The organism is Secundilactobacillus mixtipabuli, assembly GCF_002217925.1.
Taxonomy (GTDB): domain Bacteria; phylum Bacillota; class Bacilli; order Lactobacillales; family Lactobacillaceae; genus Secundilactobacillus; species Secundilactobacillus mixtipabuli.
In genome coordinates this window covers 35823-50419 of the sequence record NZ_BCMF01000004.1, presented here as the reverse complement: position 1 = coordinate 50419, position 14597 = coordinate 35823, and the positions used below count along the sequence as shown (strand labels likewise).

Genomic DNA, 14597 nt, shown 5'->3' with positions numbered 1-14597 from the left:
TTATTTTTAACGGAAAACGTTAACAAACTGAAATTGAATTCAAAATACTATTATTTCGGTCAAAGTTTGCTTATAATTAGGTTTCTTTAAATGAAGGGTGGCAGTGAATGTGTCGAATCAATATCAAAGTCCCTATGCCGGATTAAATACAAATCAGCGTTTTTCGATTGCGAAACAATTAGCTGGCGATTATCATTTAGATGTTAGCGAAGTTTTGTTTACCTATTTAAAGGTGGCGGAACCAATTCTTGCCAAAGCGCAGTCGACAAAACAAATCTCTTTAAAAAGTCAAAAACAAATCGATGAACAGTTTGAACAAACTTTAAAAAAGCTCAGTCAATCAAAGGAGCGGTGACAATATGTGTACGAGTATCTACCAAATTGCCTTGGATGGGACTCATGTGTTAGGCCGAACGATGGATTGGCACACCTTGGGTGCTGGCCCGGTCTTCGTGCCTCGGCAGTTTCAATGGCGTTCCGTTTATGACAACCAGGGTTATCAAAACAAGTATGCCATTATTGGCAGTGGCCGGCCTCACGATGATGAAATTGATATTTCGGATGGCATCAACGAGTTTGGCTTGAGTGTCCAGAAACTGACCTTTACTAATGGGGCTATCTTTGACCAGCAGCCTGACTTAAATAAGCACTCGATTGCACCATTTGAGTTGCCGTTATACCTGTTAGGGCACTACAAATCGATTGCGGACATTGAAGCTCACATCCATGAAATTCAGTTAATGAGCGGTGAGCACGCCTTTAAAACTTATGGCTATCCTGAGCTACACTATGTTGCTTCTGATGCAACTGGCCGGATCGTTGCCATTGAGACTTCGGCAAGACCGCTTAAAATCTACGAGAATCCGTTGGGTATCCTGACCAACGCCCATAATTTTGAACGCCAACTTAGCCAATTAAGAGATTACATGACGTTTACGCCCGCATTTGAGGCTGGTGAAGTCCCGTTGAATACGCCAAGAGTGACTACTGGCAGTTTTTCAGGGAAAAAAGTACCAGCTGGATCTTACACACCGGGTTCACGTTTTATTCGAGCTGCTTACTATAAAGAACGCACAGATCAGCCTGCCAATGAGACAGAAGGAATCATCAGTATGTGGCATCTATTAAACGGCGTTTGTGTGCCGAAAAGTCGAGCTTACCAGCAGAACTATTCGATTTATCGTGCTGCTACAGTCACGGATTCGCTTTCCTATTATTACGAGTCTTATAATCGATTGGGAACGGTTAAACTGCAGTTAACCAAAGCAATGCTTGAACGAACTGAGCCGGTGATTTATCAGGTTGCTGATGAATTACAGACAGTCAGTTTAAATTAATCAATTATTAATTCTTAGTCAAGACAATCGCATGTTAAACTAATTTTAGAGTCATAATTATTTTGATGAATGGAGACACATTTTTTGGCCAAGAAAAAACGCCGTACAAAAAAGAATAACTCACAGGGTGTGGCAACGATCATCTTTCTGTTAGCACTATTAGTAATTGGCGGTGGCATGGGCGTTCGTTATGTGATGAATCAGGTCATTGCTGACCGGCAAGTGCAAACGAGCCAGCCGGCGAATACAGAAACGCCTGAGCAGCGCCAGCAACACCGATTTATTAATTCGGTGGCACAGCCAGCGGTCAACGTGTATCAGGCTAATCATCAGGTTTTGCCTAGCATTGTGATTGCTCAAGCCATTGTTGAATCGAATTGGGGGCACTCCCAGCTCTATCAAGAGGCCAATAACCCGTTTGGCATCAAGGGTAGCTATAATGGGCACACGCGGTCCTTTCCAACAAATGAGTACATTAATGGTAAGGAGGAGCGGATCAACGCTAACTTCCGCGTTTATCCGAACCTTAAAGCAGCCATCTTAGACCATGACCAAGTGGTTGCCCAGCAGTTTTTGCCACCTCACGTGACGAACTATCGAACGGCGGCGAAGCTTTTGCAGCAAAATGGCTACGCAACTGATCCAACTTACGCCAAAAAATTAATCAACGTCATTAATACTTATACCTTAAACCGGTTTGATGGTTACTAAAAATTGGTGGTCCATCCTACTTGATACCGCGAATTGGTTTTTGTATGATACGATTGTGAAGATAACGAGGGGAGAGTTGCGCGGAATTGTTTGATCTGATTGGAAAACTTTATGGGCCCTTTTTTAGCCTGCATAATTGGGAAACGGTTATCAGCTCTGGAAGTGACTGGCTGGTCATCTTTTCATTAGTTCTGATTGAGTGTCTGCTTTCAGTGGATAACGCGGTGGTATTAGCGGCCCAGACACAGGCGCTGCCAACCAAGGAACTACGTGAAAAATCGCTATTCTATGGTATTTGGGGGGCCTATATTTTTCGCTTCCTGATTATTGGGATGGGTGTTTATCTGATTAATTTCTGGGAAATTAAGGTTCTGGGAGCCGGGTATTTACTCTTTTTGACCCTTCAGTATTTCTCTAAATCTCGTGTTAAGCATACGCGCAAATTAGTTTCCGATAAGAAGCGGCATATTCCGTTATTTTGGTCGGTGGTCATTCAAATTGAACTGATGGATATTGTTTTCTCAATTGATTCGGTTCTAGCTTCACTCGCCATTTCACCCAATCCAGTGATTGTGTTGATTGGTGGGATGATTGGGATTCTTGCCATGCGTGGGGTTGCCGAACTGATCATGAGGCTGATGCGGATCATTCCCGAGCTTGAACCCATGGCTTACGGATTGATTGGACTAATTGCGGTGAAACTCTTTATCAGTATTCCAGTCATTGACATTGAAATTCCTGCCGCTGGCTTTGGCCTGATCGTTTTAGCTGCGGTGGTTATCACATTGATCATTCATTTTTTGAGAAGAAAGGGGAGGCAAACAGCAGATGGCAGTCACAATAACAAAGGATAATTTAGCGACAGAAACTGCTTCGGGGTTAGTTCTTGTTGATTTCTGGGCCGACTGGTGCGCCCCTTGTAAGATGATGGATCCAGTCCTCGAACAGCTTGAAACCACGTATGGTGACCGGATCAAGTTTGGCAAATTGAACGTTGAAAATAACCAGGATTTGGCGATGAACTATAAAGTCATGAGCATTCCAAGTCTGGTTCTTTTCCGAGATGGGAAAGCCGTTGAAAAGGTCACCGGCGTTTACCCGAAGGAAAAATTAGCAAAGTATCTTGATAAAAAACTAGCAACCAATTAGGGGGCTTTTCAAATGAAATTAGGCTTTATCGGTACTGGTGTCATGGGTGGTGCGATTGCAGCACACTTACTTGATGCTGGTTATGAGTTAGTTGTTTACAACCGGACAAAAGCAAAGACGGATGCCTTAATCGCCAAGGGAGCGACATGGGCAGGCACACCAGCTGAAGTGGCTCAGCAATCAGACATCATTTTCTCCATGGTTGGTTACCCAACCGATGTGGAGGACATCTACTTCGGTAAACAGGGTATTTTTAGTGCCTTATCTGCGGGTAAAACCGTTGTTGATATGACCACTAGTACGCCAACGTTAGCTGAGAAAATTGCAGCGAGAGCAGAAGCGTTGAAGGCTCACGCACTGGATGCGCCCGTTTCGGGTGGTGACGTTGGTGCGAAGAATGCCACGTTAACGGTGATGGTCGGCGGTGATCAGGCTACCTATGATGCAGTGAAACCCTTGTTTGAACTGGTCGGTCAGAAGGTTCATTTATTCGGTCCTGCTGGTAAGGGGCAGCATACTAAAATGGCTAATCAAATCATGATTGCCGGCACAATGACGGGGACCGTTGAAATGATGGTTTATGCCCAGCATGCCGGTTTGAATATGACTGATGTCTTAGACACGCTTAGCAGCGGCGGTGCTGATAACTGGAGCATGGATAATTACGCGCCCAGAATCCTAAAGGGTGACTACACGCCTGGCTTCTTTGCTAAGCACTTCCTCAAGGACCTGCGCATTGCCCTTGATGAGGCGGACAAAATGAAACTAGACCTACCTGCAACTAAGCTTGCCAAGCAGCTTTACGAGACGATGGTTGATGAAAAGGGCCTTGGTGATGACGGCACTCAGGGCCTGATTAAATTGTATGAAAAGCTGTAATCTAAAATGAATCGCCAAAAAGGCGCATGAACATTTACTTGTTCATGCGCCTTTTGGCTAATCAAATAGGTTGTTAATCCTGTAAGTCTGAAAAGAAACTGTATAGTTTTTCCTGGGTTAATTGCTGTTTTTCTGCGCCAGACACGTCGTAAGTGATCTTGCCATCACTAATGACAACTAACCGGTTACCATACTTCAAAGCGTCATCCAAATGATGGGTGATCATTAAGCAGGTCAAGTTTTGAGCCATGATGCGCTCGTTAGTTGCAGTCATTAGTTCCTGCGAGGTCTTTGGATCCAACGCCGCTGTGTGTTCATCAAGAAGTAAGATGTCCGGCTTTTTCAGGGTGGCCATCAAGAAGCTTAAGGCTTGTCGCTGACCGCCAGAGAGGCTGCCAGTTGGCGTCTGTAACCGTTCGTCTAAGCCGTTGCCCATGCCGCTGGTCATTTCTTTAAAGTCGGCCATGTGCTGTTTAAGGTGGCGAGGGGTAAGGTGACGGTGTTCACCACGCTTAGTCGCTAATAACAGATTTTCGGCCACGGTCATCCGGGGAGCGGTGCCTAATTTAGGATCTTGGAAAACCCGGCTTAAAAAGCGGGTCCGGCGTTCCTCAGATTCGTTTTCGATGTGTTCACCGCGCAGCAGGATCTCACCGGCATCAATTGTCAGATTACCAGCGATAGTGTTGAACAAGGTTGACTTCCCAGCACCATTAGAACCCAAAATCGTAATGAAGTCGCCTTCGTTGATGGTCAGGTTTAAGTCTTTCAGTAAGGTTAATTCTTCCGGAGTATTCCGGTTAACTTTTGTAACAACGTGGCGTAATTCTAATATTGGTTTAGTCATGAGTTGTGATCCCCCGTTTCCAAACGCGCTTTAAGTCGAACATGTCTCTGAAGACGGGTACCATCATGCACAGAGCCAAGACAACTGAAGAGAACAGCTTCAAATCGTTGGTATTGAAGCCCAGTCTCAAAACGACCAGCAGAACAAAGCGGTAGAGAATTGACCCTAAAGTCACGGCAACTAATCGCTGGTTCATTGTTAATTCGCCGAAAGCCACTTCACCGATGATGATGGAAGCTAAGGCAATAACGATGACCCCGATCCCCATGTTGACGTCGGCGTAACCGTCGTTTTGAGCAACTAAAGCACCGCCTAAGCCAATCACCCCATTGGAGACCATCAGTCCCATGATTTTCATGTTATCGGTTTCGATTCCCAATGACCGAGCCATTTTTTCGTTATCACCAGTAGCGATGAAGGCTTGGCCAAGATCAGTTTGCAGGAAGTAAATCAAGACCAGTGTCAAAATGACGATAACGGTAAAGCCTAGGAACACACTGTCAAAGTACATTGGCGTGTGTGCAAAAATAGGCAGTTTTAATAGCGAAGGCTTATCTAACAACGTTAAGTTGGAACGGCCGTGCATAATTCGCAGGTTAACTGAATAAGCCGCCGTCATGACTAAAATCCCGGCTAATAAAATCGGAATACGCCCTTTAGTGTAAAGCAACCCAGTCGCTAAACCGCACAGCATGCCGACCCCGATGGCAATCAAGGTGGCCCAAATGGGATTGATCCCGTGATTGATTGCAGCAACACAAGCAGCAGCTCCCATTGGGAAGGTTCCTTCAACCGTCATATCAGGGAAGTCTAAGATTCTAAAGGTTAGGAATAATCCTAAACCAAGGGTGGCCCATAACAGGCCTTGACCGATGGCTGAAACGCCTAATCCAAATGTCATTTGATGATTTCCCCCTTCTTTTGAGCTTCTTTAACCAGTGAGCTAGGGAAGGTGATCCCAAGTCGATGAGCTTGTTTCATGTTTAAAATTAAATCACCATGGCGAATGAACTTCACCGGTGTTGTAGCGGGCTTTTTACCCTTTAAGATATCCGCCGTCATTTTCCCCGTCAGTACGCCCAACTTATATTGGTTAATACTGTAGGTTGCTAAGCCACCGCTCTTAACCATGGTGTCTACAGCAGGGAAAACGGGAACTTTGGCTGCGTTAGAATTTTTTACCAAGGTCTGCATCGCAGAAGCAACGGTGTTATCCGTTGGGACGTAAACGGCGTCAACGGTTTGAACCATTTGCTGTGAAACCTGATCGACGTCATTGGTGTTGGAAATGGAATAAGCTTTTAACGTGATGTTTTCTTGTTTGCATAGCTGTTTGAATTGCTTATACTGTGCGGATGCTGAGTCATCACTAGAAGTGTAGAAGATTCCCAGTGTCTTCATGTTAGGCATAACTTGCTTGATCAAGCCAAGCTGTTCTTTTAGCGGTGCCTGGTCTGAAACCCCTGTAATATTGTGTCCTGGTCGCTGGTTGTTCTTAACGAGCCCAGCACCTTGAGGGTCAGTGACTGCCCCTAAAACGATGGGGATCTTGGAAGTTGCGTTTGCTAAAGCTTGAGCTGAAGGTGTCGCGATTCCAATGGTAGCGTCCGCATCTTCGTTAACAAAACGGTTACTCATGGTCATCAGGTTACTTTGATCATTTTGAGCGTTTTGAAAATCGATTTTGATGTTCTTGCCAGAATGATAGCCCTCTTCCGCCAGTCCGTGGACGATTCCGTGATGGATCGCATCTAAAGCTGGGTGAGACATGAGCTGTAAAATACCAACGGTCGGTTTGGCGACTTTTGCTGGTTTACCGGTTCCACCTTCGTCAACGAAGGCAAAACCAAGAAAGATAACAATAATAGCGATTAGTGCATATAGTCGCTTCATGATTCGATTCCCCTATCTAAATGTAGAATAAATTAAACTAAAAAGACGACCCCTCACAGCAGTCGTCTAAAGCGGGCGACGTGCAAGGTTAGTCATGCAGCGTCACTCATTTGATAAAGTAACCGGCAAGACACGTGTATTGAACATGTTGTTCAAACCGCATCAGTAAGAGCGGCTTGGTTACCGGATGTGCCAATCATTAAACTGTTTGGCGAACTTTGTCATTTGAATTCCTCCGAATTAGAATATCTCTTATTATAAAGACCGCTTGGATGATTCGCAAGTGTCACTTGCCTTTCACTGGGGATCACTAAACTGTAAGTAAAGGTGAAACAAAAAGGCTCAATCCCGTAAACGAGATTGAGCCTTTCCGTGCTTGATAAGCTACATTAGTAGTTATCGTGTTTATATTATACACCATAGCTTGATAGATAGAAACAAGAATATCCTTTTTTTCACTTTTAAATGATTGCCCACAGATTATTCATGAAATGAAGCGCCATGCTGTATCTGATATCTTTAAAGTAGAGGTAAGTTCCAGCCAATAGCCAACCCAGTGAGGCATAAAACAGGGTTGTTACAGAAAACGCCAGCGTATGCAGATAGCCAAACAGCAATCCGCTGACTAGCAGGCCCAAAATATTGCTCCAGCGCGACTTTTTTGAAAAGAAGAAATTGAAAAAGAAGCCGCGGAAAAGGTACTCTTCAAAAACCGGGGCAACCGCAACCCCATAAGCAGAATTCCAAAACGGCAGCTGTTTAACGGAGTCGTTCACAGCGGACTGATTACTCGGCATGGGCAGGAAATGATGAACGATGAGTTGTGACCAGGTGATTTGGATAACGAGCATCAGTAAGAACAGGAGTAGCAGCTGGCCAATTCGTTGGCGATTAAAGGGTAAATGGCCAAAGTGACGCGGGTTATAGCGTTTAAGCTGACGTTGATACAGCCAGGTATACAAAACCAGGATCACTGCTATTGAGATCAGCATCGCGCCGATAAACTGTTCGGCCAGTGCAACCTTTGTACCGGCGTATTTAGTGGCTAATTCTAACAGGATTGAACTTGAAAGATAAGCAATCAGCAGCAAAATAAAAGCGCCGATACGTAAGCCTTGACGGCGAATATAAGTCATCTTTTCGGCACCTCGATTCTGATCGACTTAACTAATAGGTAATAATTTTGATGAGATTCTGATCTGGGTCGCGAACCCACAGTGCAGTTGCCGGACCCTTAGCACCAACATAAGGAACCGGGCCATCGGCAATTTCAACCGCGTAATTAGTGAGGTGAGACAGCGTGTTTTCCAGTGGATCATGCGTTTCTAATGCCAGCTCTGCGCTACCGGGAGCAACAACTGCAGCAGTGATGGCAGCCTGATCTTCAGCCGTTCGAAACTCTAGACGGTGATGGCCCAGACGTAAGCTGGGTTGATCGGCATTTTTAATGATCGGCAGGTCAAATACTTCATGGTAAAAACGTACGGCGTGATTGATATCACTGACGGTAAGCGTCAGACTATCAATATCTTTAATATTCAAATTTGTCATCCTTTTTTGATTATTGTATGGCAGTTATTATACCACATGCTAATGCAGGCCAATGAGGAACATCTGGTTAGGGCGTGATGACAAAAATATTCTCCAAGGGCAGATGGAAAATTATAAATCATTTTGCAAGCGCCACCATCTCATTCGCCATCCTCATCAAACAATTTTTGAACGATGTTTTAGAAACGCCGAGATACTGCCTGATTTCGGTCGCCTTTCTTGCTATTAAAAAAGTTTCGTGATAGGGTAAAGTGTTGTAAAAAAATGAAAATGAACTTAAATTTAGCCTTTAAAGGCAGTTTAAATGATGGTGTTCCGGCAAGCTGACAGTTGTAGCTAAGGGACTTTTGACAAACGGATTCGTCGTTGGTTTGTTGAAAGTCCCTTAGATATGCTATAAAAGCCTACCTCTGCACAAGATTAAGGGAGGTAAATATAAAATGTCTTTACTAGAAGTTGAAAACCTTAGTATGGCTTTTGCTGATAAACGGCTGTACGATGATGCGAGTTTTCAGCTAAATAAGGGTGAACACATGGGGATCGTCGGCCAAAATGGTGTGGGTAAATCAACCCTGATCAAGGTTTTGACTGGTGATGAATTGCCATTGTCCGGTTCGGTTAAGTGGCAAAAAGGGATCCACGTGGGTTACCTGGATCAATATGCTGACATTCCTGACGGGATGACGCTGATCGACTTTTTACATACGGCGTTTCAAGATCTGTATGATAAAAATGACCGGATGACGCAACTGTATACTGACTATGCAGAAACAGCGGATGATAAGTTACTGGAACGGGCTGGCCGAATTCAAGAAGAATTGGAAGCCAGCAGTTTCTACGATATCGAGACTGAAATCGAACGGATTATTACGGGCCTTGGTCTAGATGACATTGGCCGTGATCATGAAGTGGCACAAATGTCTGGTGGTCAGCGTTCTAAGATCATCTTAGCTAAGCTGTTACTGCAAAACCCCGACGTGATTTTACTCGATGAACCGACCAACTATTTGGATGTGGCTCATATTGCCTGGCTTGTTGATTATTTGAACGGTTTTGACGGTGCTGCCATGGTCATTTCCCATGATTATGATTTTCTGGAACAGGTCACTAACTGTATTATCAACGTTGCTTTCGGTAAGATCACTAAGTACCGGGGCAGTTTCAAGTCAGCTATGCGTCAACGGGCTGAACGTGAAGAAGCGCAGCGTAGAGAGTACGAAAAACAACAAGTTCAAATTGAGAAAACCGAAAAGTTTATTGCCAAGTTTAAAGCTGGTACCCGGTCCAAACAGGCTAAGTCCCGTGAAAAACAACTGTCCCGGATGGAATTGGTGGATCCGCCTTCGAGTAACATTCAGGCGACGTTCAACTTTCCATATGAGGATACCGGTTCTCAAAATGCACTGGTGGTTGATCACCTGTCAGTAGGCTATAACCGGCCATTATTAAAACCGGTCACTTTCTCTGTGAATACCGGTGAAAAGGTTGGCTTTGAAGGCTTCAACGGGGTTGGTAAGTCAACGCTGATCAAATCAATCTTAGGGCTGATTAAATCTAAGGGTGGTTCAGCTCAATTTTCTCCTTCTGCAAAGATCAGTTACTTCAGTCAAGATCTGGAATGGGACAATGATCAGGAGACCCCACTTAAGATTATCCAAGCCAAGTACGAAAAGCTGCCCCAAAAAGCAATTCGGACTAAGTTAGCCAAGTGCGGTCTTGACGCTGCTAACGCAATGAAGCCGATCGGCCAGCTTTCTGGTGGTGAACAGACGAAAGTCAAGTTAGCCATGATGGAATTTGAACCAAGCAACTTCTTGATTTTGGACGAACCGACGAACCATTTGGACGAAGAAACTAAGGAAGCCCTCAAGGACGCCATTAACAAGTTCCCTGGTAACGCCATTGTGGTCAGCCATGAGGTCAGCTTTTACGATGGTTTAGCCGATAAAGTGCTGAACGTTGAGAAGCTAAGTCTTAAGAATCAGTAATAATCTTTTACAAAAAGCTTAAATGTTATTTCCTTGCAACATTCACATGCTACAATAATACTTACTAAGTCATGTTTGGAGATAGATTTATGAAGCGGGTCTTGCAGCTAATTGCTGTCATTATTGCAATCTTTGTGTTGGGCATCACGGCTAATCATTTGATGACGCCCGATACGCATAATCAGGCAGCAACGCAAACAACCAAAAAAGTAAAGAAAGCAGCACCAGTTCAAATCAACTGGCGTCAGCCTTCAGAAGATAAACCATATCCCAAATGGGATCAGTTACAGCATCCTTGGATTCGCGTTTCGGTAAGTAAGCAGCGGGTCTTTATTATGGATGGTCATAAAAAGGCGTATACCATGTACGCCTCGACTGGTGCTGATAATTCCACACCAACAGGGACCTTTCATATTCAAGGCGAGCGTGGTGCCTTTTTCTACAATGCTGAGTCTAAGGAGGGTGCTAAAGATTGGGTATCCTTTAAGGATCATGGCACCTATCTTTTCCACACCGTACCAACGGATCAAAACGGTAACTTTAACGTTAAAGAAGCCAATATGCTGGGAAAGGAAGCCCATTCTCACGGCTGCGTGAGATTAGCGGTTCCTGACGCCAAGTGGTTCTACGATAACGTTACTTATGGTACTAAAGTTGTTATTCATTAGTTAACGGCACAAAAAAAGCTGACTTTTAATAAAGTCAGCTTTTTTTGTGCCGTTAACTTAAACGAATTGTTCCAGTTTGACAAATTAATCGTTAAAATTATCGCTTTCCACGTCGCGGATGAAGGTTGCTAAATGATCGTAATAAACCGGCGCGTTATCGATCATGTGGTGGTGGCCACCTTCAGGCGTAGTGACTAGCCGGGCATGTGGGATTTCCTTGGCCATCCGTTTGGCGGTGGTAATTGGCATGGTTTCGTGTTCACCAAAGGTCAGTAAAGTTGGCACTTTGATTTCCTTCAAATGAGGTTCAAACATCCATTCCTTTAATTTACCGGTGATGACAAATTCGTTGTCACCTTGGAAGGCACCGTAAACGGGACGCGACATGGTTGGAATCAAGTGGGAGATGGCAGCTGGCTTTTTACGGTCAACGTAGCCGTCGTTCAAAACATCTACATACTTCTGGTACTGCGGATCGTCGTAGTTGTTAGCAGCTTCCTGCTTCTTCATGTAAGCCACAGCGTCTGCTGGTAAGGCTTCTTCACGGACTTGGTTGATGTGGGTCACGTATTCATCGATGTTATCGACCATTGATGAAATGATGGCACCCTTCAAATGCTGGCCGTATTTAGCAGCGTACATTTGAACTAAGGCACCGCCCCATGATTGACCGATCAGGTAGAAATTGTCTAAGCCTAATTTTTGACGGACTTCTTCAACTTCTTCTAGGTAGTAGTCATAGGTCAGGTACTTTTCAGCAATTTTAGGATCGCTGTAGTCGGGCTGGTCAGAATACCAAGAACCCAATTGGTCGTACATATGAACTTGAACGTTCAAGCCCTGTTTTTTGAGCTGTTGAGCGGTATCTTCCCAGTATTCGTGGTTGCCACCGGGGCCACCGTGTAATGCCAGTAGGTGAATATCGCCTTCACCCTGTGTATTGGTCCACAGATGGTAGCCGTTATCTAGCGTGATGATCGTGGTGCCTTGTTTCATGTGAATTACCTCGTTTCAAATTGAAGTTAATTACCATCATATCACGAAGTCTATAGGTGGGGAAGCTCTAAACAGCTATCCGCTAATGAGAGGGTATAGGTGATATTTTGATTGCCACGGACAGTCATACCAAAGTCGGTGGCGTAGACTACCAGGCCTAATTGGTGACCCGCTGTGAGCCGATAATGAGTGGGCTGTAATTCCAGGGTGACCGGATAACTTTGGTGAGGTGTAATGGGGTCAACTTGGGTCAGCGAGGTCCGATTTTGAAGATTTAGGTGTGCCTTTGAAATCAGCTGATAAGCAGTCTCTTTTTTAGCGATCTCGTATTCACGCAGATCTTCTTTGCGGAAATGATAGCCCAGTGCCATCGCTTGTCTTGCCAGCGTTGTTGGCAATGGATTGAGTCGTTTAAAGTGACCCAAGTCAACAAGTTCAGCACTGATAAGACCAATGGGCTGGTCACTGGCAACGCTGAGGTGCAAAACGGGACAGCCGTCAAGTATCAGCTCGTCAGTTTGTGCCGGAGCGGCAAAGAGTTGTCGGTGCCCTTCCATGGGCGAAGCAGCTTTGACTAAGTCTTGTTGCCATTGACGATTATCTTTGGCGTATTTTTGGAAGGCGAGGTCGGTTAGCTGGTCGGCAAATTGAACGGTGTCTTGACTGAGGTTGTCAGTTGACAGGCTGTTTGCCGTTAAATGATATCGGGTGCGTTGATTGGTGGCAGCACCCCAGTCAGGATAAGCCTGCCAGTTTTCAGCAGTGGCGTTATCTTGAATCAACACGTCAGGCAGAATGGTTTCAGCGTGGTTATCTAAGTTGTAGAGTTCGTGAGACAACCACAAATTGACCATGTCGGTAAAGTCCAATGAGCGAAAATTATTGATGTAGATGTGCGGCCCTTGGTGCAGGATGATTTTATGGTTAATGGGTAAGTTACTGATCGCCCGCCATAGTTTTTCGGCGTTCCTTGGCTTGACGTTCCAGTCGTTGAGACCATGCACAATCATCACATCTGCCTTAATCTTCTTGGCATTTTTGCGGTAGTTGCGGGCATCCCAGAAATCGTTATAGTTGCCGGTAGTACGATCCTGACCGTCGTTAATGGCACTTAGCTGGGCCTGCCACTTGGACTGAATCCTGCTGTAATCGCCGGCTTGCTGTTGGCGGGAGAAGGTTTCTTCAGCCAGAACATCGGCATCTTCGCCAGGAAAACCGCCAGGCGCAATGACTAAACCATTTTCGCGGTAGTAGTCGTACCAGCTGGAGATACCGGCTTCGCAAATAATGGTTTTAAGGCCGTCAACGCCGGTTGTGGCAGCGGCGGTGGCTAACGTCCCTAGATAAGAACGGCCGGTCATCGCCACTTGGTGGTTTGACCAAGTAGCCTCAATTGCCGTGTTTGATGTCCGGTTGGTAAAGGCGGTCCGCTTGCCAGTTAACCATTCAATAATGGCAGTGGTTGACGTTGTTTCTTCGGGATCACCAGTGGTGCGCAGGCCATCGGATTCTTTGGTCCCAATACCGGCCGCGTAGACGACGGCAAAACCGCGGGCAAGAAAGTAATCGTTCAAACTGTAATCAAAAGTGTTGCCAAAACTTTCATCAGCCTGTTGTGTGCGGGTATTGATGACGCGTGGATCGGGTATTTTTGCGGGCTTTGGTTCGCGGTGGCTCAGGGTATCTGACGTTACTGGCTTTTCGGTTAGCGGCACGTTGACGTTATGCGTCAATGCCTCACCTTCAGCATCGTTAGTACCCTGATTATAGGGTGACGCTGTGTAAAGGACGGGCACCGGCTGCTGATTCGACTCAGCCGGCCGCGTGATTTCAGCTTTCAGCAGGTCTCGCATGCCGTCGTGGTCGGTGTCCTGTGAAGATTCCACGTAGACGACTTCGTGAATCAGCTGAGTAGTATCAAACACCGGCTGGGCTTTACCATTGAAAAATAATGGTTTAGGCAGATCAGGCCGACGATGAAAATAGCCACGCCCAGCAAGCTGATCCAGAAAAGTCTGCCCGGTGGTGGTGTGGGTAATCAGCAGCTGATACCAGGCGTGAACTAAATCGTCGTTAGTGAGGGCAGCGTGATCAAACTTTGGCAGGTTAACGTGAGCAGCCAGTTTTTCTGGTGCGTCGATTTGGAAATCACTGCCAATTTGAAAACCGAGTAATTGTAGGATTAAATTATCGAGATGTAACGGTTGAATGGCGCCACCAATTTGAGTTAGTGACAGGGCATCCAGCTGGGGTGCAGCCAGTAAATTCGCGATTTTGCTGTCCGCGGCTTCATTGCTGGTAACTTCTGGAAAACTTTGCTGGAGCAGGTGCCGTAATAGCCGGTGCGGGTCTAACTGTAAGTCAGATTGACGGATGAACTGAATTTGTTGTAATTCTTTCTTTTCATCGGCCAAGTTGGTGGGTGCAATGGCAAATTGATTGATGTTCATTAACGCAAAACCTCCTGCAAGTTCATAATGGTTCCATTATAACGCAGGCCATTGCTGTCAGCCGAACCGTTAGCCAGGTGGGCACGGTTCATGATACACTAGGAGTAATTTAATTGCGGACACGGACA

Annotated in this window: 15 protein-coding genes; 8 read left to right on the top strand and 7 right to left on the bottom strand. The window is 45.4% G+C overall.

Annotated features, from left to right (window positions below; all coding sequences use genetic code 11):
- Nucleotides 1-109: 109 nt before the first annotated feature.
- From IWT5_RS04115 to IWT5_RS04090, 6 genes are all read left to right on the top strand, one after another.
- Nucleotides 110-355 carry a hypothetical protein gene (locus IWT5_RS04115; protein WP_225360217.1) on the top strand — a complete coding sequence of 82 codons (246 nt, stop codon included), beginning with the start codon at nt 110-112 and terminating at the stop codon, nt 353-355.
- A gap of 4 nt (nt 356-359) precedes the next feature.
- Nucleotides 360-1337 carry a linear amide C-N hydrolase gene (locus IWT5_RS04110; protein ID WP_089108694.1) on the top strand — a complete coding sequence of 326 codons (978 nt, stop codon included), beginning with the start codon at nt 360-362 and terminating at the stop codon, nt 1335-1337.
- Between the two features lie 69 nt (nt 1338-1406).
- Nucleotides 1407-2048 (top strand): glycoside hydrolase family 73 protein, encoded by a 642-nt coding sequence (locus IWT5_RS04105; RefSeq protein ID WP_089108693.1) that lies wholly within the window; start codon nt 1407-1409, stop codon nt 2046-2048.
- 86 nt (nt 2049-2134) lie between these two features.
- Nucleotides 2135-2902, top strand: coding sequence for a TerC family protein (locus IWT5_RS04100; protein WP_089108692.1), 768 nt, complete (start codon nt 2135-2137; stop codon nt 2900-2902).
- Complete coding sequence (gene trxA / locus IWT5_RS04095) at nt 2877-3197, top strand: thioredoxin (RefSeq protein WP_089108691.1); 321 nt, start codon at nt 2877-2879, stop codon at nt 3195-3197. Before IWT5_RS04100 ends, trxA begins: the two co-directional genes overlap by 26 nt.
- Before the next feature lie 12 nt (nt 3198-3209).
- Nucleotides 3210-4076, top strand: a complete 867-nt coding sequence (locus IWT5_RS04090; protein WP_089108690.1) for an NAD(P)-dependent oxidoreductase — start codon at nt 3210-3212, stop codon at nt 4074-4076.
- Nucleotides 4077-4149: 73 nt separating this feature from the next.
- Here the strand turns inward: IWT5_RS04090 and IWT5_RS04085 are convergent, their stop codons facing one another.
- The 5 genes from IWT5_RS04085 to IWT5_RS04065 form a co-directional block, all read right to left on the bottom strand.
- Nucleotides 4150-4923 carry an ABC transporter ATP-binding protein gene (locus tag IWT5_RS04085; RefSeq protein ID WP_089108689.1) on the bottom strand — a complete coding sequence of 258 codons (774 nt, stop codon included), beginning with the start codon at nt 4921-4923 and terminating at the stop codon, nt 4150-4152.
- A complete protein-coding gene (locus IWT5_RS04080; RefSeq protein WP_089108688.1) occupies nt 4916-5824 on the bottom strand; it encodes an ABC transporter permease in 909 nt (302 codons plus the stop codon). Before IWT5_RS04080 ends, IWT5_RS04085 begins: the two co-directional genes overlap by 8 nt.
- A complete protein-coding gene (gene trpX, locus IWT5_RS04075; RefSeq protein ID WP_089108687.1) occupies nt 5821-6816 on the bottom strand; it encodes a tryptophan ABC transporter substrate-binding protein in 996 nt (331 codons plus the stop codon). The genes IWT5_RS04080 and trpX overlap by 4 nt, the downstream gene beginning before the upstream one ends.
- A 461-nt stretch (nt 6817-7277) precedes the next feature.
- Nucleotides 7278-7952: a CPBP family intramembrane glutamic endopeptidase gene (locus IWT5_RS04070; RefSeq protein ID WP_089108686.1), complete on the bottom strand. Its 675-nt coding sequence runs from the start codon at nt 7950-7952 to the stop codon at nt 7278-7280.
- Between the two features lie 31 nt (nt 7953-7983).
- Entirely contained in the window at nt 7984-8367 is a 384-nt protein-coding gene (locus tag IWT5_RS04065) for a VOC family protein (protein ID WP_225360216.1), read from the bottom strand.
- Between the two features lie 440 nt (nt 8368-8807).
- Here IWT5_RS04065 and IWT5_RS04060 point away from each other — a divergent pair, with 440 nt between their 5' ends.
- Nucleotides 8808-10355, top strand: a complete 1548-nt coding sequence (locus IWT5_RS04060) for an ABC-F family ATP-binding cassette domain-containing protein (RefSeq protein WP_089108684.1) — start codon at nt 8808-8810, stop codon at nt 10353-10355.
- A gap of 89 nt (nt 10356-10444) precedes the next feature.
- Entirely contained in the window at nt 10445-11023 is a 579-nt protein-coding gene (locus tag IWT5_RS04055) for a L,D-transpeptidase (RefSeq protein ID WP_089108683.1), read from the top strand.
- Between the two features lie 84 nt (nt 11024-11107).
- On the opposite strand, the gene IWT5_RS04050 is transcribed toward IWT5_RS04055, so the two are convergent.
- Nucleotides 11108-12019 carry a proline-specific peptidase family protein gene (locus IWT5_RS04050; protein ID WP_089108682.1) on the bottom strand — a complete coding sequence of 304 codons (912 nt, stop codon included), beginning with the start codon at nt 12017-12019 and terminating at the stop codon, nt 11108-11110.
- Nucleotides 12020-12069: 50 nt separating this feature from the next.
- Nucleotides 12070-14469 (bottom strand): Xaa-Pro dipeptidyl-peptidase, encoded by a 2400-nt coding sequence (locus IWT5_RS04045; protein WP_089108681.1) that lies wholly within the window; start codon nt 14467-14469, stop codon nt 12070-12072.
- Between the last annotated feature and the right edge of the window lie 128 nt (nt 14470-14597).